Genomic DNA, 16,957 nt, shown 5'->3' on the forward strand with positions numbered 1-16,957 from the left:
CTCGGAGACCCGTTATGCTCAATTCGTTTCACAGCCCTGGAGAGCTGAACGTCCGGTGCGATCAAGGCGTGCTCGACCCCAACGGCCATGTCGACACTGAAAAATTTCACGACGGCATCGGCTCTCTGGATTTGCATCGTGCATTGCGCGTCAGCCGTCAGAAGTGCCGTCCGCTGTCGCTGAACGTGCAACTGCCTTCTAACCTCAAGCGTGCCTTGTGGTCCCCTCGCGAAACTTCATGCGAGCACAGTGGTGTCGAACACTATCTTCAGCGTCTGCAACATGAGATCGACCTCGTCGGTTGTCATCTGGGAGCCGGGCAGCGGGTCGAGCAGTTCCATCTGGGGGGCGGAACACCCGCCATCGCCCAACTGAGACGGCTGATGAATCACCTTCGTGGCCGATTCAACTTTCTTGGACATGAGTGCGGTGACTACAGCATAGAAGTGGACCTTCACCATACGGATTGGTCGACCATGGGCATGCTGCGTGACCTGGGGTTCAACCATGTCAGCATCGGCGTTCCGGACATCGGTGCCGACCGTGCGATGTCGGTGGCCTGCTACCAGAATCCGGCACCGATCCATTCGCTTATCGATGCCGCTCGTACCTTCGGCTATCGATCCATCAATGTCGATCTGGGTTATGGCCATACCTGGCAGACGCCAGAAAGTTTTGCGCTGAAACTGGCGACCATCATCGAACTGGAGCCGGACCGGCTGCTGGTGTTTGACTATGCCCGGCCACCCCAACGCTATCGGCCAAAGACTGCAGACACAATCGGGGCGTTTTGCAGCGAGGAAGATAAAGGCGCCATGCGCCGGATCTGCTTTGAACAGTTGATCGGCGCCGGTTATCACTACATTGGCCTGGGGCAGTTTGTCCGGCCCGATGACGATTTGGCGATTGCTCAGGAGCGCGGCCGATTACGTCGCAATTGTGAGGGGTTTACCCGTCACGGGCATTGCGACCATATCGGGTTCGGTTTGGGCGCTATCAGTCAGATCGACGGTTTGTATGCGCAAAACACCGACGAACTGGAACGGTACCAGCAGCAACTGGACATGGACCAACTGCCGACGAGTCGTGGCTGGCGCTGTGAGGAAGGGGATCAGGTCAGGCACATGGTCATGGAACGCCTGGCGTGTGATCTGGAGCTGGATATCCAGGCAATCGAGAGGCGTCATGGAGTCATTTTTCGCCAGTACTTTTTCACCGCCTGGCCTGTGCTTGAGCAATTGAGCCGTGACGGGTTGATTGAACTGTCTGACCGTTTCATCAGCATTCTTCCGGCCGGTCGGCCGCACGTGGATGCCGTCTGCAACCTGTTTGAAAAGGATTCGGACGGTGCGGGGCATGAACCCCATTACGAATGGATTGATCATGACAACTTCATTTGATTTCAATCGTGCCCTGGTCGAAAAGTATGACCTCCCGGGGCCGCGCTATACCTCTTACCCGACCGCGCCGCAGTTTCATCAGGCGTTCGCCGTCGATGACTATCAGCGTGCGGCCTCGGACAGCAACCAGGCGACAACGCCAAAATCGCTGTCGGTGTACATCCACATCCCGTTCTGCAAGAGCCTTTGTTACTACTGCGCCTGCAACAAAATCATTACCCAGAAAACCCACCGCGCCGTCGAGTACCTGACGTACCTCAAGCGCGAAATCGTGATGCAGGCTGCCTTGTTCGACCGCACCCGCAAACTCACGCAACTGCACCTGGGAGGTGGCACGCCGACCTATTTGACCGGCGAACAACTGGCTGACCTTATGGACTGCCTGCACCAGGCATTCGACATGGACGACAGCGATGACCATGAGTTTTCCATCGAGGTCGACCCTCGCACCATCAGTACGCAACAGATCCAGTTGTTGCGTCAGTTGGGGTTCAATCGTTTGAGCTTTGGCGTACAGGACTTCGATCCCGACGTGCAGGCAGCGGTCAATCGGCAGCAAAGTGAAGAGCAAATCCATGCGCTGGTCGCTGCGGCGCGCCAAGCGCGATTCAAATCGATCAGTGTCGATCTGATTTACGGCCTGCCATTGCAAACCGTGGAGAGCTTCGATGTCACCCTCGGCAAAATCATCGCGCTGCGTCCGGACCGGATTGCCGCCTACAGCTACGCCCATCTGCCGGAGCTGGTGCGCGCGCAACGGCTGATTCGTTTGGCTGACATGCCGCCACCGGAGCGCAAACTGGAATTGCTTGAACTGACTGTCCGTCGTCTGACTGAGGCCGGTTATATCTATATCGGCATGGACCATTTTGCCTTGCCGGACGATGAGTTGGCGTTGGCCCGGGCCAATGGCACGTTGCAACGCAATTTCCAGGGTTATTCCACCCATTCCGACTGCGATTTGATCGGTCTCGGGGTGTCCTCCATCGGCAAGGTCGGCGACAGCTACAGCCAGAGCGTCAAGGAGCTATCGCAGTACTACGCCCGCATTGATCAAGGCTTGTTGCCTGTGCATCGGGGTTACCGGTTGAGCGCCGATGATCGTCTGCGCCGTGAAGTGATCAGCGATCTGATGTGCCACGGCCGGATCGACTTCGGCAAGTTTGAAGCGGGTCATGACATCTGCTTTACCGATTACTTTGCCGATGCGCTGATGCAACTGGACGAGCATGTTCGCGATGGCTTGCTGCAGATTCACAAAGACGCGTTGGTGTTGTTGCCCCACGGGCATTTGATGATGCGCAGCGCGGCGATGGCGTTTGATGCCTATTTGGGCGCTGATCAAAAAGGCCGGTTTTCACGTACCGTTTGAAGTCCCCAGTGCTGGCGTCCGCGATGCCAGGAGGAAATGATGAGAACCGAGTTTCAGGATCGTTTGGCGGTGGTCACGGGTGCCAGTTCCGGGATAGGCCTGGCCCTGTGTGCGGCGCTGTTGCCGCGCGGGGTCAAGGTGCTGGCGATGTCACGGAAAATCGGGGAACTGCCGGCCTTGCAGCAGATCTATGGCGAGCGCCTGCAATGGTGTGCCGGTGACGTGACCTGTCAGGATGACCTGCAGGCGCTGGCCCAACGTGCATCGACACTGGGCCAGGTGGATTATCTGGTGCCCAACGCGGGTATCGCCGAAATGGCCGATAGCCTCGACATGCCGGCCTTCCAGCGTCAGTGGGCGGTCAACGGCGCCGGGGCGTTGAATACCCTGGCGGCGTTACGCGGGGAGTTGGCGAGTCCGGCTTCGGTGGTGTTTGTCGGCAGCTTCCTGACCGGCTCGAGTTTTCCCGGTCTGGCCGCCTGCATTGCCAGCAAGGCCGCGCTGGCGGCGCAGGCGCGCACGTTGGCGGTGGAATTCGCGCGTTATGACGTGCGCATCAATCTGGTCTCCCCGGGGCCGACCGCGACCTCGATGTGGGACAACCTGGGGTTGAGCGACGGGGAACTCGACGACGTTGCCGGCACCCTCGGCAAACGTCTGCTGCCCGGTCATTTCCTCGATGCGTCTGCGGTGGCCAACGTGATTGTCTTTCAGCTGTCTCAAGGCGCGCGGGGTGTTTATGGTCAGGACTGGAAAGTCGATAACGGTTATACCCTGAGCTGAAGAGGTGAACACAAACCCTGTGGCGAGGGAGCTTGCTCCCGCTCGGCTGCGTAGCAGTCGTAAAATCAGCACCTGCGTTTAATCTGAATGTACGCAGTGACTGCTTTTAGGGCCGCTTCGCGCCCCAGCGGGAGCAAGCTCCCTCGCCACAAGTGCAATGTGTATTTCGATGTTCAGACACAAAATCTAGTGCGACGTACCCTCGGCAAACTCGATTTTATTGCCCACGTTGTACTTACCCGACGGCTTGTTCATCGGCAGGCGTTTGATCTCTTTGAGGGTGTTGCTGTCGTAGACGATCAGCGCACCGTCGGTGGCCCAGATACTCAGCAGCAGGTAGCGACCGTCGCGGGTGAATTCGACGTGGGCGGCGGTCTTTCCGGGCATCGGGCGCAGGGTGTGGGCGATTTCCAGGGTCTGTTTGTCGATCAGGTGGATCGCATCGTTGTCGGGGCCGAAGAACACGTCGGCCCAGGCATACCGCGAGTTGACGTGGCTGCGCATGAAGAAGCCCGGCCCCAGGGTCGGTATTTCCTTGAGCAGTTTCCAGGTCTTGAAGTCGATGACCGAGATCAGGCCCTTGCTGATGTTCGGCGTGGCGAACACCCACTCACCGTTACGTTTCCAGTAGGTCCCGGACCCCAGGTGCGGCATGCCCGGCAGTGGAATGTCGGTGACCACCTTGCCACTGTCGAGGTCGATCACCTGGCCGCCCTTGGCCGCGCGCGACGTGGCCAGCAGTTGCTTGTAGTCCGGTGAAAAGGAAAAGTCGTCCAGCATATCTTCGGCGTGGATCCGTCGCGGTTCGAAATCCGGTGTGCCGGTGCAGGGCAGTTCCCAGACTTCCTTCTCGTCCTTGAGCGCTACGATGAAGCTGTCCCGTGGCGGCGCGGTGTAGACCGCGCTGACCCGTGACGCGGTACCGTCCTGGCCGATCGCCGGAATGGTTTTGACCAATGACAGATCACGGGCATCGAGCACCACCAGGTTGCCAGGCAGGTAGTTGCCCACCAGCACCCATCGGCCGTCCTTGCTCACCGCGAGGTTGCGGGTGTTGAGCCCGGCGCGGACCTCGGCGATCAGTTTCAGGTTATGCAAGTCATACAGGCTGATCCAGCCATCGCGAGAAGCCACGTAGACGAAGCGTCCGTCCGGCGAAAACTTCGGCCCCCCATGCACTGCAAAGTGCGAAGCGAACCGAGCCAGCACTTCAAAGCGGTCGCCGTCGAGGATGTCGATATGATGATCACCGGCTTCCACCACCACAAACAGGTTCAGGGGATCGGCGCGATGCTGGGGTGTGTCGGGCAGTTTGTTGATATCGGCGAGAATCGAATGACTGCCGCGAATGTCATCGTTGCTCCAGGTGGGTGGGGTGGCGGGTGGTTGCTGGAGGTAGTCCACCAACGCGTCGATCTGCGTGGCGTTGAACACGTTGGCATACCCGCTCATCTGACTCGCGGGACGACCGTCCTGGATCACGCTGCGGATTTCGTCGGGTTTGATCCGGCTCAGGCTTTCCGGCAGCAAGGCCGGTCCCGTACCGCCGAGACGATTGGCGCCATGGCAGCTCTGGCAATGCTGTTGGTAGAGGTTGGCGGCCACGTCGGAGGGCGGAGTCGCTGCACCGGCGTGAGCCGCACCGATCCATAACAATGGGCCAAGCACCATGCGCCTCATATCGCCACCTTGCGCTGGCGTTGCAGCGCTGCGGGGTAAAAGCGCGCCGGGAATTCCTGTTGTTGGGCAGCGAACAGATCGACCACTTTGCCGATCACCGCAAGCGTCGGAATGCCAGGTGGGCATTCCCGCGCCAGGGTCGGCAATTGGTGCAGCCTGCCTCGTGCAACATGCTGGTCGGGACGCGTGCCATTGCTGATCAGCGCCGCCGGTGTCTCGGCGGGCATTCCAGCTTCGATCAAGCGCTGGGCGATAATCCCGAGATTGGATAACCCCATGTAAAACACCAGGGTCTGGCTGCTGTCGACGAGGCTGCTCCAGGGTAATTGCAACTCACCATCGTGCTGCAGGTGCCCGGTGATGAATCGACAGGAGTTGACCAGCTCCCGATGGGTCAGTGGAATGCCAGCGTAAGCGCTACACCCGGAGGCGGCAGTAATGCCGGGGACCACCTGGCAGTCAATGTTGCGTTGCAGCAGGTACTCCAGTTCCTCGGCGCCACGGCCGAAGATGAACGGGTCGCCACCTTTGAGCCGGACCACACGCTGCCCCAGATCGGCGAGGTCGGCGAGTAGTTCGTTGATCTGATCCTGTGGCAGGCTGTGGCAGCCGCTGGCCTTGCCGACGTAATGCCGGGCGCAGGTGAGGGGGATCAATGCCAGCAGCTCGGGGCTGATCAGGCGGTCGTAAACCACGGCGTCGGCTTGCATCAACAGGCTCCAGGCGCGCAGGGTCAGCAAGCGTGGATCGCCGGGGCCAGCGCCGACCAGGGCAACTTCGCCCGGTCTGAACGGGGACTCAAGTGCAGCCGGTAAAATAATCGATGGATGCATGGGACGTCCTTGGTACTTCATCAGGTGGGCCGGCCCCATCCTTTGTCAGATGGCTCGCCAGGCGGGTGCTTCAGTGCATGACGCAAGGGATGGTCGTTAATGGTGGTATGCCGATTTCTTCATCGCTGAGGTGGCATCCGGGGTCCTGGCCCCAGAGATCACCTTCGGCCCAGGCGCGGGTGCGGGTATTGCCGTTGCAGATGCTTAGCCAGCGGCATTGAGCACAGCGGCCACCGATGGCCCGAGGATGCGCGCGCAGTTGCTGCAACAAGGCGTCCGGGCGGTCCAGCCACAGCGTGCGAAACGGCGTGTGCCGGACATTGCCCACCGAGTGCTGCCACCAATAGGTGTCGGGGTGCACTTCGCCTGTGTTGTCGATGTTGGCGATGCCACTGCCCGAGGCGTTGCCGCCCCAGGCGCGGAGCATGTGTTCCAGGCGCCGGTAATGCTCGGGTAGATGCAGGCCTACCCATTGCAGCAGGAGAATCGCGTCGGCATCGTTGTTGCCGCTGACAAAATCGCTGTCGCGACCGTGCTGGATGTCCTCCCAGGCCCGTTTGAAGATCAGCGTCATCGCCTCGCGGCTCATCTGCTGCCGGGCGTCGAGTTGGCGGCTTCGTTTGCCGCGACCGCTGTAGTTGAGGTGCGACAGATAAAACTTTTGCACGTCGTATTCGCGCATCAGCGCCAGCAGTTGGGGCAGCTGCGCATGGTTCTCCTGGGTCAATGTGGTCCGTAGACCGACGCGAATGCCCTGTTCGCGACAGAGCCGGATCGCCCGCATGGAACTGGCGAAGCTGCCCTTCAATTGGCGGAAGGCGTCATGGGTGGCTTCCAGGCCGTCGATGCTGATCCCGACATAATCGAAATTCGCTGCGCGGATCTGCGCGATGTTCTGCTCATCGATCAATGTGCCGTTGGTGGACAAAGCCACAAAGAAACCCTTTGTGCGGGCATAGGCGCTGAGCACAAACAGATCGTCACGCAGCAGGGGTTCACCGCCGGAAAGAATCAATACCTTCACGCCGGCATCGTGCAGATCGTCGATCACGGTCAGCGCGGCGGGCGTATCCAGTTCGTCGCGAAAGACGCTGTCGGCGGACGTGGCGTAGCAGTGTTTGCAGGTCAGGTTGCAGCGCCTGAGCAGGTTCCAGATCACCACCGGCGGCCGGTTGCTGCCCGGTGGGCTGGTTCTGGGGGCGGGCACCTGGCCGGTCAGGGCACGCAGGTATTGGCTGATCCTCAACATGCAACTCTCCTTGAGTCAGGGTGTGTTCAGCGCGAAGCAATAAGCAAACGCAAGCCTGATGCCCGTAGCAGCTGTCGAGCTTGCGAGGCTGCGTTCGGTTCGGGCCGCGATCGGACGCAGCAGTCGTATAACCTGTGTGCAAGGTTTATCTGAAACACCGTATCGCCTGATTTCACGACTGCTTCGCAGCCGAACGCAGGCTTCGCCAGCTGCTACAAGGTATGCGTTGAACTGAGCGGCATTAAACGCACACCGGTTTTTTTCAGGATGCGACTGCTCACCAGCATCTCGTCGGCGACACAGGCGTCGCCCAGCAAGTAGCGCAGGTGTTCGCGGTAGCTGTCGATTTCCTCGCGGCTGCGACCGTGCACCATGGCGAACAGGTTGTAGCGCCACGCGGTTCGTCGCGGGCGTCGATAACAGTGGCTGACAAAAGGCTGTGCGCCGATCAGCGCGCCGAGGCGCGGCATGTCGGTGTCGCGCACATCCCAAACGGTCATGCCGTTGTAGCGATAGCCCAGGCGATAGTGGTTGGGGACGGCGGCGATGCGCCGGATCGCGCCCTCGGCCTGCAAGCGCTTGAGCAGATCCAGGGTGGATTCGATGCTCAGGTCCAGCTGTTCGGCGAGCCAGGCCCACGGGTCGTCCAGCAGCGGCAGGCCGGCCTGGGTCAGTTCAATCAGCCGGTGTGCCAGTGTGTCTTCAGACCGGGAAGTACAGACCGACATGGTAAGTCTCCTCTTTAGGCAAGTTGAGCAGCGGCAAACCGGTCAGGGTTTCGATGTATTGCAAGGTTTCGGTGACGTCTTGTTCGGTCGCGCAGCCGAGCACGAACCACATGTTCCAGGCGTGTTCGCGTCGATAGTTGTGCGCCACTTCAGGCAGGGCATGCAGTTGCTCGGCGACCTCTTCGAACCGTTCTTCCGGCACGGCCAGCGCCGCGAGGGTGAAGGCGCCACCGAGGCGTTCGATGTCGAACATAGGACCGAAGCGCGTGAGTATTCCTTCACAGAGCAGTTCGTGGAGGCGGTGGAGCAATTCAGGGCTGCTGCTGTCCAGTTCGCTGGCCAGCGCCTGCCAGGGGTTACGCACCAGTGGCAGGCCCAGTTGCAAGCGGTTGATCAACCGACGGTCAAGATCATCCATGGGGCTTGGTTCCCGTTGAGGAGGCGACAAAGCGTCCGCCGCATTGTTTGAAGGCATGGGTGCTGAACAGCAGTTGATGGGGCAGGTCACTCAGCAAGTGTTCTTCCAGCAACGCCTGGATCTGCGCCTCGACCTGCGCGCGTTGGCGTCCGTGAACCATGCAGAACAGGTTGTAGCGCCACTGCGGCAGGCGCCGTGGCCGTTGATAGCAGAGGGTGATACCGGACGCTCGCCCCAGGCGCTGGCCGACTTCGTCGATCAGCGCGTCCGGAACATCCAGCACCAGCATGGCGTTGGCGGTAAAGCCCAGTGCGCGATGGTTGAGCACCAGGCCGACCCGGCGAAACAGCCCTTGTTCGTGCCACTGGTGCATCTGCGCGAGCACCTGGTTTTCGTCGGCGTTTATCCGTTCCGCGAGGGTTTGATAGGGGCGCGAAACACGCGGTAATCCGTCTTCCAGGTGCCTTCGTAAGGCTTGTGTCTGTTCGGGGCTCAATCCCGTCTTCATGGGCCTTCTCCCAAGGCAAAACCGAGGTCGATGCGGTAAGCGGTCAACATCGGCAGATCCAGCGGAACAAGGCCGGTTTCGTTCTCAAGTGCTTCGAGAACACGTTCGATGTGGGGGCGATCAGGCCCGGTCAGCACAAACCACAGGTTGTAGAAATGCTCCCGTGCGTAGTTGTGGTTGACCTCGGGATACTGGCTGACGCGCTCGGCGACCTGTTGCAGACGTTCGGCGGGCACGGCGAAGGCGGCGAGGGTGCTGGCCCCGGCGCGGCTGTGTTCGAACACCGGGCCGATGCGTGAGAGGGGGCCGGCCTGAGCCATTTTTTCCAGACAATCCATCACCTGGGCCTCGCGGCAACCGAGAATCCGGGCCATCTCCTTGTAAGGTTCCGGGCACAACGGCATGCCGTGCTGGAAGCGGTCGATAAGTTGGCGGCTGAGCAGGTCGAGGTTCATTTCAATAGCCCATTTTCTGCGCGCGACTGCTGAAGAAGATGCCGCTCGGCGCGGTGGCGGGAAGGGTGCTCAGCTGCTTCAGGCTGTACGGATCCCAGACCTGAACCTGATCGCCATCGCGTAACGACAGCCACAACTGGTCGCCGCGCGCGGTGAATTCCATGTGCAGCACCGCCGGCCCCGGTCGCAGATCGGCGACTACGGCACGGGTTTCGGTGTCGATGACCTGGACCCGATCGTTGTCCGGGTAGGCGAAATTGACCCACAGTTGCCGACCGTCCGGCCGCGACGTGACGAACACCGGTTGGCCGGCCACCGGGATGGCAGCGGTCTGCTGCCACGTGCGGGAATCCATCACCAGCACCTGATGACGGCCGACGGCGGGCACGAAGGCCTGGTTGTCGGCAACGGCCCAACCCTCCAGATGCGGCATCTTGTAGACGGGCAACTTCGCCTGGCCGCGTCCGTAATCACCGAGCACTCGCTGCACCCCGCGCTCGGGGTGCCAGAGGTCGAGTTGCGCCATGCCGTCTTCGCCGAACAGCCCAGCCATGTAATAGCGACCATCGGGGGTAATCAGCGCGTCGTAGGGTTGCTGGCCGATGCCGGTGAAGCGGCTGATCCGTGGCGTGCTGCCCTGACTGAAATCGGCGGTCCAGATCTCGCCGGTATCGAACAGGCTGAACACAAAACGCTGACCGGGCGCGTCGACCAGGCCGACCACCCGTGAGCGTTTGCTGCCATCGGCGAGCGGTGTCGCGGGAATATCGGCCACCTGTTGCAGAGTGACGGCATCGAACACCTTCACGCCGCCGGGCACGTAGTTGGAGACTGCGATCAACTGGCCGTCCTGACTGATGGCGCCGCCGATGCTGTTGCCGCCCTGGATGACGCGATGGTCGATGCGTTGGGTCAGCAGGTCGATTTTGCTCAACCCGCCGTCGCGGCCGAACACATAGGCATAACGCTGGTCGCGGGAAAACACCACCGAGGCATGGGACAGATCGCCGAAGCCTTCGAGTCGGGCCAGTGCCGTGCGGGTATCGCTTTCGATGATTTGCACGCTGCCGGAGGTGCGCTCCACCACCACGCCCAGATCGCCGGTACCACGCAAGGGTGACTGAGCGCAGGCGGACAACAACAGCCCGGTCGCCGCTGACAGCAGGGTTGAACGGATCATGGTGCGGGATATCCCTGGAGAAGAAGATCAACCAGCCAACGAATGTCGTCCGGGCTGAGCAACGGGGCCCAACCGGGCATCGCGGTGCCGGGGCGACCTTGGGTGACGGTGGCAATCAGGCTGTCGCGGGACTTGCCTGCCAGCGTTGCGCGCGTCAGGTCGGGACCCAGCCCGCCGGTCATGTGCAGTCCATGGCAGGCGCCGCAATCCTGGGCCAGCAGGTGCTCGAGTTGGGCCTGACGCTTGGCGTTCGGCGCCGCAACCGAGGTCGCGCAAAAAAGGAGGAGGGCCGCCAGAACCACTGCGTGTCGATGAACCATCATGGCGCCCTCCGTTGGCTATTTGAGACTCAGGACCCAAGTTGCAAGTGTCTTCGCTTCATCATCCGTCACCGGGTTGGCCGGCATTGGTATCGGGCCCCAGTTGCCTTGCGTACCGTTCTTGATGTGGTTGGCCAGGGTGTCCGTGGCACCGGCCACGCCAGCGTTCCGGGCGGCTACTTCCTTGAGTGCCGGGCCGACTAATTTAGTGTCGATGGAATGGCAGGCTGCACAGGGTTTGCTCTTGAACAGCTCCGGCGCGTCTTGGGCCACCACCGGTTGCAGGCTCAATGCGCCGGTCAGGGCGATCAGTGAAAGCAGGGTATTTTTCATGAGGATTCCTTTCATTGATGGAGCTCAATAAATGTCGTGTTGGGTGTTGTAGACGTTGAATTTTCCCGTGGGCGTGATCAGTCGTTTGTCCTTGATGACTGTTTTGAGCTTCAGGGTTTTGTCGTCGATCACCACCAGCGCCGATTCGTCCGACTGGCCGCTCCACACGGAGAACCAGACCTCGTCGCCAGCCTTGTTGTATTCCGGCTGCACGACCCGCATGGCGCCTTGCTTGATGCCGGCGTACTCGGCGATGGGCAGCACGGTGTAGCCGGCGTCGAGTTTGTCGAGGTTGAACACCGCCACCGACTGGCTCAGCTTGGCGTCCGGGTTGAGGGTGGTGTCGACATACAGGTGGCGCGAGTTGGGGTGGGTTTTGATGAACAACGAACCGCCGCCCTGGCCCTTGAGCGAGGCGACCTGTTTCCAGGCGTATTGCGGGTGTTTGGCCGGGTCGGTACCGATCAGCGAGATACCGTCGTCTCCCAGGTGGCTGGTGGCCCAGACCGGGCCGTAGACAGGGTGATCAAAGTTGGCGCCACGACCCGGGTGAGGGGTTTTGCCGACGTCCACCAGGGCGGCCAACTTGCGATCCTTGGAGTCGATCACGGCGACTTTGTTGGAGTTGTTGGCGGCGGTCATGAAGTAGCGATGGGTGCTGTCCCAACCGCCGTCATGCAGGAAAGGGGCGGCATCGATGTAGGTGATGGTGAGGTTTTTGATGTCCTGGTAATTGACCAGCATGACCTTGCCGGTTTCCTTGACGTTAACGATGAACTCCGGCCATTCGTGGGAGGCGATGATCGCCGCGACCCGGGGTTCCGGGTGATATTCCTGCTTGTCGACAGTCATGCCGCGGGTCGAGACGATCTGTTTTGGCTCCAGGGTTTCACCATCCATGATGGTGAATTGTGGTGGCCAATAGGAGCCGGCGACCGTGTATTTGTCTTCGTAACCCTTGAACTTGGAAGTCTCCACCGAGCGCGCCTCGATGCCCACTTTGACTTCGGCGACCTTGGTCGGCTCCACCGGCCACAGGTCGATCATGTCGATCCGGGCGTCTCGACCAATCACCAGCAGGTAGCGACCGGAGGCAGAAATGCGCGAGATGTGCACCGCGTAACCGGTCTCGATCAGCTTGACGATTTTCTTGCTGTCACCGTCGATCAGGGCAATCTTGCCGTCATCGCGTAACGTCACCGAAAACAGGTTCGGCAGATTGAGTTTGCTCAGTTGCTTCTTCGGACGATCCTCGGGCTTGACCAGCACTTTCCAGGTTTTCAGCGTCTCGGCCATGCCCCATTCCGGTGGCGTGGGCGGTGTGTGCTGAATGAACTTGGCCATGGCCGTGATCTGATCCTTGGTCAGTGCATTCGATGTTCCCCAGTTCGGCATGCCCGCTGGTGAACCGAAGGTAATCAACGCTTCCAGATACGGTTGGCCGCGAGACTGGGTGATGTCCGGCGTCAGTGGTTTACCCGTGGCGCCTTTGCGCAGCACGCCGTGGCAGCCGGCGCAGCGCTGGAAGTAGATTTCCTTGGACGCGTCGAACTCGGCCTGACTCATGTCGGGCGCTCCGGCGGTTTTGACCATCAGCGGGCTGGCCGCAGCAGCAGCGGGCTCGTCGGCCCGGGCCGCATGAGTCACCGCAAGGGCCAGCGCCGACCACAATGTGGCGACAGTCAGAGCAAACGTTTTTCTATTGCTGATCAGCATTCCATTTCTCCTCAGGCAAGACCTTTGCGATGTGCTGGAACGGCAGCGCAGAACGCAGGTTCTTAGTGCCGTGCAAGGCTATGCCCGAGCAGGCCAATGCTTGCTTGACCGCGATCAAGTTTGCCGGCCATGTCACTTGCCAGGTTGTCGCAGGCGCCCGTAGCGTGTGGCTTGAATCCGCTTTTTGGAACAGACAGCCCATGGACCGAATCCAGTCTTGCGAACCCTTCTATCAACCGCTCAATAATGAGGAGGCGCTGTTCGAGCAAGCCTGGCGACACGGCATGCCGGTGCTGATCAAAGGCCCGACGGGGTGCGGCAAGACCCGTTTCGTCCAGCACATGGCCCATCGGCTGAAGCTGCCGCTGTACACCGTGGCGTGCCATGACGACCTGAGTGCCGCCGACCTGATTGGCCGTCATCTGATTGGCGCCCAAGGCACCTGGTGGCAGGACGGGCCGCTGACCCGCGCGGTGCGTGAAGGCGGCATTTGTTATCTGGACGAAGTGGTCGAGGCGCGGCAGGACACGGTGGTCGTACTGCACCCACTGGCCGATGATCGTCGCGAGTTGTTCCTGGAGCGCACCGGCGAAGTGTTGCAGGCGCCGTCCTCATTCATGCTGGTCGTGTCGTACAACCCCGGCTACCAGAACCTGCTCAAAGGCATGAAACCCAGCACCCGACAACGTTTCGTGGCGATGCGTTTCGGCTATCCGCCGGTGGCCGACGAAGAGCGTATTGTCAGCCGGGAAGCGCAGGTGGACAGCGCGCTGGCGGCGCAAGTGGTCAGGCTGGGGCAGGCCCTGCGAAGGCTGGATCAACATGATCTTGAGGAAGTCGCCTCGACACGGCTGCTGATTTTTACTGCGCGAATGATCCGCTCCGGCATGAGCCCGCGTGAAGCGTGCATGGCTTGCCTGGCCGAGCCGCTGAGCGATGATCCGCTGACGGTTGCGGCGCTGATGGGCGTGGTTGATGTCCACTTCGGCTGAGTCCAGGGGCGTTGCGCGTGGCCACCTGCCGGGCGATCTGGCGATGTGGTTTTTCATTTTGGCCGAGTTGTCGGTGTTCGCCATCCTGATTCTGGCGTTCGCCGTGACCCAGGCACTCAAGCCGCAGTTGTTCGGTGAAAGCCGTCAATTGCTCAACACTTCTACCGGCCTGGCGATGACCCTGAGCCTGCTCACCGCCGGGCTGTTCGCCGCGCTGGCTCAGGAGCAGGTCAGGCGTTCCCGGTCCCGCCACGGCGCCGTACTTCTGCTGGCCGCGTTGCTTGCCGGCAGCGTCTACGTGGTGTTGAAACTTACCGAATACCGGCACTTGCTGGCCTCGGGGCTGGGCATGGAGCACAACACGTTTTTCACCCTCTACTGGATCCTCACCGGTTTTCATTTTCTCCATGTATTGCTCGGCATGGTCATTCTCGGATGGCTGGCTGAGCGCTGCCGTCGAGGCCTGTACAACGCCGTCAACCGCAGCGGGTTTGAATCGGGCGTGCTGTATTGGCACATGGTCGATCTGATCTGGGTCGTGCTGTTTCCGCTGGTGTACGTGCTGAATTGACGGAGGTTCTGATGTCGGCTTCCAGGTTGTTGCTCGTCTGCTGGGCAGCGTTGGCCACATTAAGCGTGTGCACCGTTGTGTTGTCACAAGTCGGCGCGACGTGGCTGTTGTCCATTGCCATTTTGCTGGTGGCGGTTGGCAAGGCCTGGCTGATCACCGATGGCTTCATGGAGATGCGCCATGCGCCGCGATTGTGGCGCCGGTTGATGGTGAGCTGGGCGCTGGTGTTGGCGGCCGTTGTGGGGCTGACGCTGCTGTCGATCGGCTAACCAATCCATGTAGCAGCTGGCGAAGCCTGCGTTCGGCTGCGCAGCAGTCGTAAATCCTACCGCCTCGGTCCATCTGAAACACCGCGGTGGCTGATTTCACGACTGCTTCGCAGCCGAACGCAGGCTGCGCCAGCTGCTACATGGACCGAGTACGACTTAAGCGTATTACCCGACCAAAACCATCTGCCTTTCTTGATCGCCATCAAGCAGGTTTTACCCCCTCGCTTTCTATCATGAGCACGCCAAGCAAAGAGGAAGCGACCATGTCAGAGACCTTCACCAAAGGCATGGCCAGGAATATCTACTTCGGGGGAAGCGTCTTTTTCTTCCTGATATTCCTGGCCTTGACCTATCACACGGAACAGACCTTTCCAGTGCGCAGCAACGAAGCGCAGTTAACCGAATCAGTGATTCGAGGCAAGACGGTCTGGGAGCAAAACAACTGCGTCGGCTGCCACACGTTGCTGGGCGAGGGCGCCTACTTTGCGCCAGAGCTGGGCAACGTATTCCAGCGGCGCGGCGGGGAGGAGGGCTTTAAACCTTTTCTACATGCCTGGATGAAAATGCAGCCGCTGGGCGTACCGGGCCGACGAGCGATGCCGCAGTTCAAGTTGAGCGAGCAAGAGGTGGATGACATCGCCGAGTTCCTCAAATGGAGCTCGAACATCAACACCAATGGCTGGCCGCCAAACAAGGAGGGCTAAGAGATGAGCATCGCTAATCCGCATCTGAAATTCGCCTCGCAAGCCGTAGCCAAACCGTACTTCGTGTTTGCCCTGATGCTGTTTCTCGGTCAGGTGCTGTTCGGTTTGATCATGGGGGTGCAATACGTGATCGGAGACTTTCTGTTCCCGATCATTCCCTTCAACGTGGCGCGGATGGTGCACACCAATCTGCTGATCGTCTGGTTGCTGTTCGGCTTCATGGGCGCCGCCTATTACCTGATTCCGGAAGAGGCCGACCGCGAACTGCACAGCCCGAAGCTGGCGATCATTCTGTTCTGGGTATTCGCCGCTGCTGGTGTGTTGACGATTCTCGGCTATCTGCTGGTGCCTTATGCGGGCCTGGCCAAACTGACGCATAACGAGCTGCTGCCGACCATGGGCCGGGAGTTCCTGGAGCAGCCGACCATCACCAAGATGGGCATTGTGGTGGTGTGCCTGGGCTTTCTCTACAACATCGGCATGACCTTGCTCAAAGGTCGCAAGACCACCGTCAGCATGGTGATGATGACCGGGTTGATCGGCCTTGCGGTGTTCTTCCTGTTCTCCTTCTACAACCCCGGTAATCTGGCCCGCGACAAGTTCTACTGGTGGTGGGTGGTGCATCTTTGGGTGGAAGGCGTGTGGGAACTGATCATGGGCTCGATGCTCGCCTTCGTGCTGATCAAGATCACCGGTGTCGACCGGGAAGTCGTGGAGAAATGGCTCTACGTGATCATCGCCATGGCGCTGATTACCGGGATCATCGGCACCGGTCACCACTTCTTCTGGATCGGTGCGCCCGAGGTCTGGCTGTGGGTCGGCTCGATCTTCTCCGCATTCGAACCGCTGCCGTTCCTGGCCATGGTGATCTTTGCCTTCAGCATGGTGAAGAACCGTCGGCGGCAACACCCGAACCGTGCCGCCACGCTGTGGGCCAAGGGCACCACGGTCACGGCGTTCTTCGGTGCGGGTGTCTGGGGCTTTCTGCATACCCTGGCGCCGGTCAACTTCTACACCCACGGTTCGCAATTGACGGCAGCGCACGGTCACCTGGCTTTCTACGGTGCTTACGCGATGATCGTGATGACCTTGATCAGCTACGCCATGCCACGCCTGCGCGGGCTGGGTGAAGCGGGTGACGAGCGTTCACAGACCCTCGAAGTCTGGGGCTTCTGGTTAATGACCCTGTCGATGGTGATGATCACGCTGTTCCTCACCGCGGCCGGTGTCGTACAGGTTTACCTGCAACGCTGGCAGGCCGATGGGATCGCGTTGCCATTCATGGCCACGGTCGAACATCTGCAAGTGCTGTTCTGGGCGCGTCTGGGTGCTGGTATCGGCTTCTTCGCCGGGCTGCTCTGTTACCTGTTCAGCTTCAAGCAACGTGGCCGCGCAGCCTTGCGCGCTCCGGCGGCGGTTGTACCTTCATGATCGGGTGCAATGGCT

The 16,957-nt window shown here is 60.5% G+C and carries 20 protein-coding genes; 8 read left to right on the forward strand and 12 right to left on the reverse strand.

Features of this window, described 5'->3' with window-relative positions:
• Positions 1-14 precede the first annotated feature (14 nt).
• The 3 genes from LOY28_RS11665 to LOY28_RS11675 are packed head-to-tail and all read left to right on the forward strand — an operon-like array spanning position 15 to position 3,555.
• Positions 15-1,400, forward strand: coding sequence for a coproporphyrinogen III oxidase (locus LOY28_RS11665; RefSeq protein ID WP_026286546.1), 1,386 nt, complete (start codon positions 15-17; stop codon positions 1,398-1,400).
• The gene (gene hemN, locus LOY28_RS11670) at positions 1,384-2,772 is read left to right on the forward strand and encodes an oxygen-independent coproporphyrinogen III oxidase (protein WP_018927771.1); all 1,389 of its coding nucleotides are present in this window, start codon (positions 1,384-1,386) and stop codon (positions 2,770-2,772) included. The genes LOY28_RS11665 and hemN overlap by 17 nt, the downstream gene beginning before the upstream one ends.
• A gap of 39 nt (positions 2,773-2,811) precedes the next feature.
• Entirely contained in the window at positions 2,812-3,555 is a 744-nt protein-coding gene (locus tag LOY28_RS11675; RefSeq protein ID WP_018927772.1) for an SDR family NAD(P)-dependent oxidoreductase, read from the forward strand.
• 186 nt (positions 3,556-3,741) lie between these two features.
• Here the strand turns inward: LOY28_RS11675 and LOY28_RS11680 are convergent, their stop codons facing one another.
• The 12 genes from LOY28_RS11680 to LOY28_RS11735 form a co-directional block, all read right to left on the reverse strand.
• On the reverse strand, positions 3,742-5,235 hold the full coding sequence (locus LOY28_RS11680; RefSeq protein WP_018927773.1) for a cytochrome D1 domain-containing protein: 1,494 nt from the start codon (positions 5,233-5,235) through the stop codon (positions 3,742-3,744).
• On the reverse strand, positions 5,232-6,068 hold the full coding sequence (gene cobA / locus LOY28_RS11685; RefSeq protein WP_018927774.1) for a uroporphyrinogen-III C-methyltransferase: 837 nt from the start codon (positions 6,066-6,068) through the stop codon (positions 5,232-5,234). Before cobA ends, LOY28_RS11680 begins: the two co-directional genes overlap by 4 nt.
• 70 nt (positions 6,069-6,138) lie before the next feature.
• Complete coding sequence (nirJ, locus tag LOY28_RS11690; RefSeq protein WP_258613877.1) at positions 6,139-7,317, reverse strand: heme d1 biosynthesis radical SAM protein NirJ; 1,179 nt, start codon at positions 7,315-7,317, stop codon at positions 6,139-6,141.
• A 212-nt stretch (positions 7,318-7,529) separates the two neighbouring features.
• On the reverse strand, positions 7,530-8,045 hold the full coding sequence (locus LOY28_RS11695) for an Lrp/AsnC family transcriptional regulator (RefSeq protein ID WP_018927776.1): 516 nt from the start codon (positions 8,043-8,045) through the stop codon (positions 7,530-7,532).
• Positions 8,020-8,463: an Lrp/AsnC family transcriptional regulator gene (locus tag LOY28_RS11700; protein WP_064617203.1), complete on the reverse strand. Its 444-nt coding sequence runs from the start codon at positions 8,461-8,463 to the stop codon at positions 8,020-8,022. Before LOY28_RS11700 ends, LOY28_RS11695 begins: the two co-directional genes overlap by 26 nt.
• Positions 8,456-8,971, reverse strand: a complete 516-nt coding sequence (locus tag LOY28_RS11705; RefSeq protein WP_258613878.1) for an AsnC family protein — start codon at positions 8,969-8,971, stop codon at positions 8,456-8,458. Before LOY28_RS11705 ends, LOY28_RS11700 begins: the two co-directional genes overlap by 8 nt.
• Positions 8,968-9,426 carry an Lrp/AsnC family transcriptional regulator gene (locus LOY28_RS11710; protein ID WP_064617206.1) on the reverse strand — a complete coding sequence of 153 codons (459 nt, stop codon included), beginning with the start codon at positions 9,424-9,426 and terminating at the stop codon, positions 8,968-8,970. Before LOY28_RS11710 ends, LOY28_RS11705 begins: the two co-directional genes overlap by 4 nt.
• Position 9,427: 1 nt before the next feature.
• Complete coding sequence (locus tag LOY28_RS11715) at positions 9,428-10,606, reverse strand: cytochrome D1 domain-containing protein (RefSeq protein WP_258613879.1); 1,179 nt, start codon at positions 10,604-10,606, stop codon at positions 9,428-9,430.
• Positions 10,603-10,929: a cytochrome c gene (locus LOY28_RS11720; protein ID WP_018927781.1), complete on the reverse strand. Its 327-nt coding sequence runs from the start codon at positions 10,927-10,929 to the stop codon at positions 10,603-10,605. The genes LOY28_RS11715 and LOY28_RS11720 overlap by 4 nt, the downstream gene beginning before the upstream one ends.
• 15 nt (positions 10,930-10,944) lie before the next feature.
• Complete coding sequence (locus LOY28_RS11725; protein WP_192351166.1) at positions 10,945-11,259, reverse strand: c-type cytochrome; 315 nt, start codon at positions 11,257-11,259, stop codon at positions 10,945-10,947.
• 24 nt (positions 11,260-11,283) lie between these two features.
• Positions 11,284-12,975 carry a cytochrome D1 domain-containing protein gene (locus tag LOY28_RS11730; RefSeq protein ID WP_408981038.1) on the reverse strand — a complete coding sequence of 564 codons (1,692 nt, stop codon included), beginning with the start codon at positions 12,973-12,975 and terminating at the stop codon, positions 11,284-11,286.
• Positions 12,959-13,177: a hypothetical protein gene (locus tag LOY28_RS11735; protein WP_064617208.1), complete on the reverse strand. Its 219-nt coding sequence runs from the start codon at positions 13,175-13,177 to the stop codon at positions 12,959-12,961. The genes LOY28_RS11730 and LOY28_RS11735 overlap by 17 nt, the downstream gene beginning before the upstream one ends.
• A 7-nt stretch (positions 13,178-13,184) precedes the next feature.
• Between LOY28_RS11735 and LOY28_RS11740 the strand changes: the two genes are divergently transcribed.
• The 5 genes from LOY28_RS11740 to LOY28_RS11760 all read left to right on the forward strand — a co-directional run bounded on the left by LOY28_RS11740 (position 13,185) and on the right by LOY28_RS11760 (position 16,942).
• A complete protein-coding gene (locus tag LOY28_RS11740; protein WP_370695265.1) occupies positions 13,185-13,967 on the forward strand; it encodes a CbbQ/NirQ/NorQ/GpvN family protein in 783 nt (260 codons plus the stop codon).
• On the forward strand, positions 13,951-14,538 hold the full coding sequence (locus LOY28_RS11745) for a cytochrome c oxidase subunit 3 (protein WP_018927785.1): 588 nt from the start codon (positions 13,951-13,953) through the stop codon (positions 14,536-14,538). Before LOY28_RS11740 ends, LOY28_RS11745 begins: the two co-directional genes overlap by 17 nt.
• Positions 14,539-14,549: 11 nt before the next feature.
• Positions 14,550-14,807, forward strand: a complete 258-nt coding sequence (locus LOY28_RS11750; RefSeq protein ID WP_028940889.1) for a cytochrome C oxidase subunit IV family protein — start codon at positions 14,550-14,552, stop codon at positions 14,805-14,807.
• Positions 14,808-15,070: 263 nt separating this feature from the next.
• Positions 15,071-15,511: a cytochrome c gene (locus LOY28_RS11755; RefSeq protein ID WP_018927787.1), complete on the forward strand. Its 441-nt coding sequence runs from the start codon at positions 15,071-15,073 to the stop codon at positions 15,509-15,511.
• Positions 15,512-15,514: 3 nt separating this feature from the next.
• The gene (locus tag LOY28_RS11760; RefSeq protein WP_018927788.1) at positions 15,515-16,942 is read left to right on the forward strand and encodes a cbb3-type cytochrome c oxidase subunit I; all 1,428 of its coding nucleotides are present in this window, start codon (positions 15,515-15,517) and stop codon (positions 16,940-16,942) included.
• Positions 16,943-16,957 lie beyond the last annotated feature (15 nt).

The organism is Pseudomonas sp. B21-017 (genome assembly GCF_024749245.1).
Taxonomy (GTDB): domain Bacteria; phylum Pseudomonadota; class Gammaproteobacteria; order Pseudomonadales; family Pseudomonadaceae; genus Aquipseudomonas.

Coding starts and splice junctions, on each gene's coding strand:
- LOY28_RS11680 (WP_018927773.1), bottom strand. CDS start 5,235: ATGAGGCGCATGGTGCTTGGCCCATTGTTATGGATCGGTGCGGCTCAC.
- LOY28_RS11695 (WP_018927776.1), bottom strand. CDS start 8,045: ATGTCGGTCTGTACTTCCCGGTCTGAAGACACACTGGCACACCGGCTG.
- LOY28_RS11725 (WP_192351166.1), bottom strand. CDS start 11,259: ATGAAAAATACCCTGCTTTCACTGATCGCCCTGACCGGCGCATTGAGC.
- LOY28_RS11665 (WP_026286546.1), top strand. CDS start 15: ATGCTCAATTCGTTTCACAGCCCTGGAGAGCTGAACGTCCGGTGCGAT.
- LOY28_RS11760 (WP_018927788.1), top strand. CDS start 15,515: ATGAGCATCGCTAATCCGCATCTGAAATTCGCCTCGCAAGCCGTAGCC.
- nirJ (WP_258613877.1), bottom strand. CDS start 7,317: ATGTTGAGGATCAGCCAATACCTGCGTGCCCTGACCGGCCAGGTGCCC.
- LOY28_RS11715 (WP_258613879.1), bottom strand. CDS start 10,606: ATGATCCGTTCAACCCTGCTGTCAGCGGCGACCGGGCTGTTGTTGTCC.
- LOY28_RS11750 (WP_028940889.1), top strand. CDS start 14,550: ATGTCGGCTTCCAGGTTGTTGCTCGTCTGCTGGGCAGCGTTGGCCACA.
- LOY28_RS11755 (WP_018927787.1), top strand. CDS start 15,071: ATGTCAGAGACCTTCACCAAAGGCATGGCCAGGAATATCTACTTCGGG.
- LOY28_RS11700 (WP_064617203.1), bottom strand. CDS start 8,463: ATGGATGATCTTGACCGTCGGTTGATCAACCGCTTGCAACTGGGCCTG.
- LOY28_RS11730 (WP_408981038.1), bottom strand. CDS start 12,975: ATGCTGATCAGCAATAGAAAAACGTTTGCTCTGACTGTCGCCACATTG.
- LOY28_RS11710 (WP_064617206.1), bottom strand. CDS start 9,426: ATGAACCTCGACCTGCTCAGCCGCCAACTTATCGACCGCTTCCAGCAC.
- LOY28_RS11720 (WP_018927781.1), bottom strand. CDS start 10,929: ATGATGGTTCATCGACACGCAGTGGTTCTGGCGGCCCTCCTCCTTTTT.
- cobA (WP_018927774.1), bottom strand. CDS start 6,068: ATGCATCCATCGATTATTTTACCGGCTGCACTTGAGTCCCCGTTCAGA.
- LOY28_RS11705 (WP_258613878.1), bottom strand. CDS start 8,971: ATGAAGACGGGATTGAGCCCCGAACAGACACAAGCCTTACGAAGGCAC.
- LOY28_RS11735 (WP_064617208.1), bottom strand. CDS start 13,177: ATGGGCTGTCTGTTCCAAAAAGCGGATTCAAGCCACACGCTACGGGCG.
- LOY28_RS11745 (WP_018927785.1), top strand. CDS start 13,951: ATGTCCACTTCGGCTGAGTCCAGGGGCGTTGCGCGTGGCCACCTGCCG.
- hemN (WP_018927771.1), top strand. CDS start 1,384: ATGACAACTTCATTTGATTTCAATCGTGCCCTGGTCGAAAAGTATGAC.
- LOY28_RS11675 (WP_018927772.1), top strand. CDS start 2,812: ATGAGAACCGAGTTTCAGGATCGTTTGGCGGTGGTCACGGGTGCCAGT.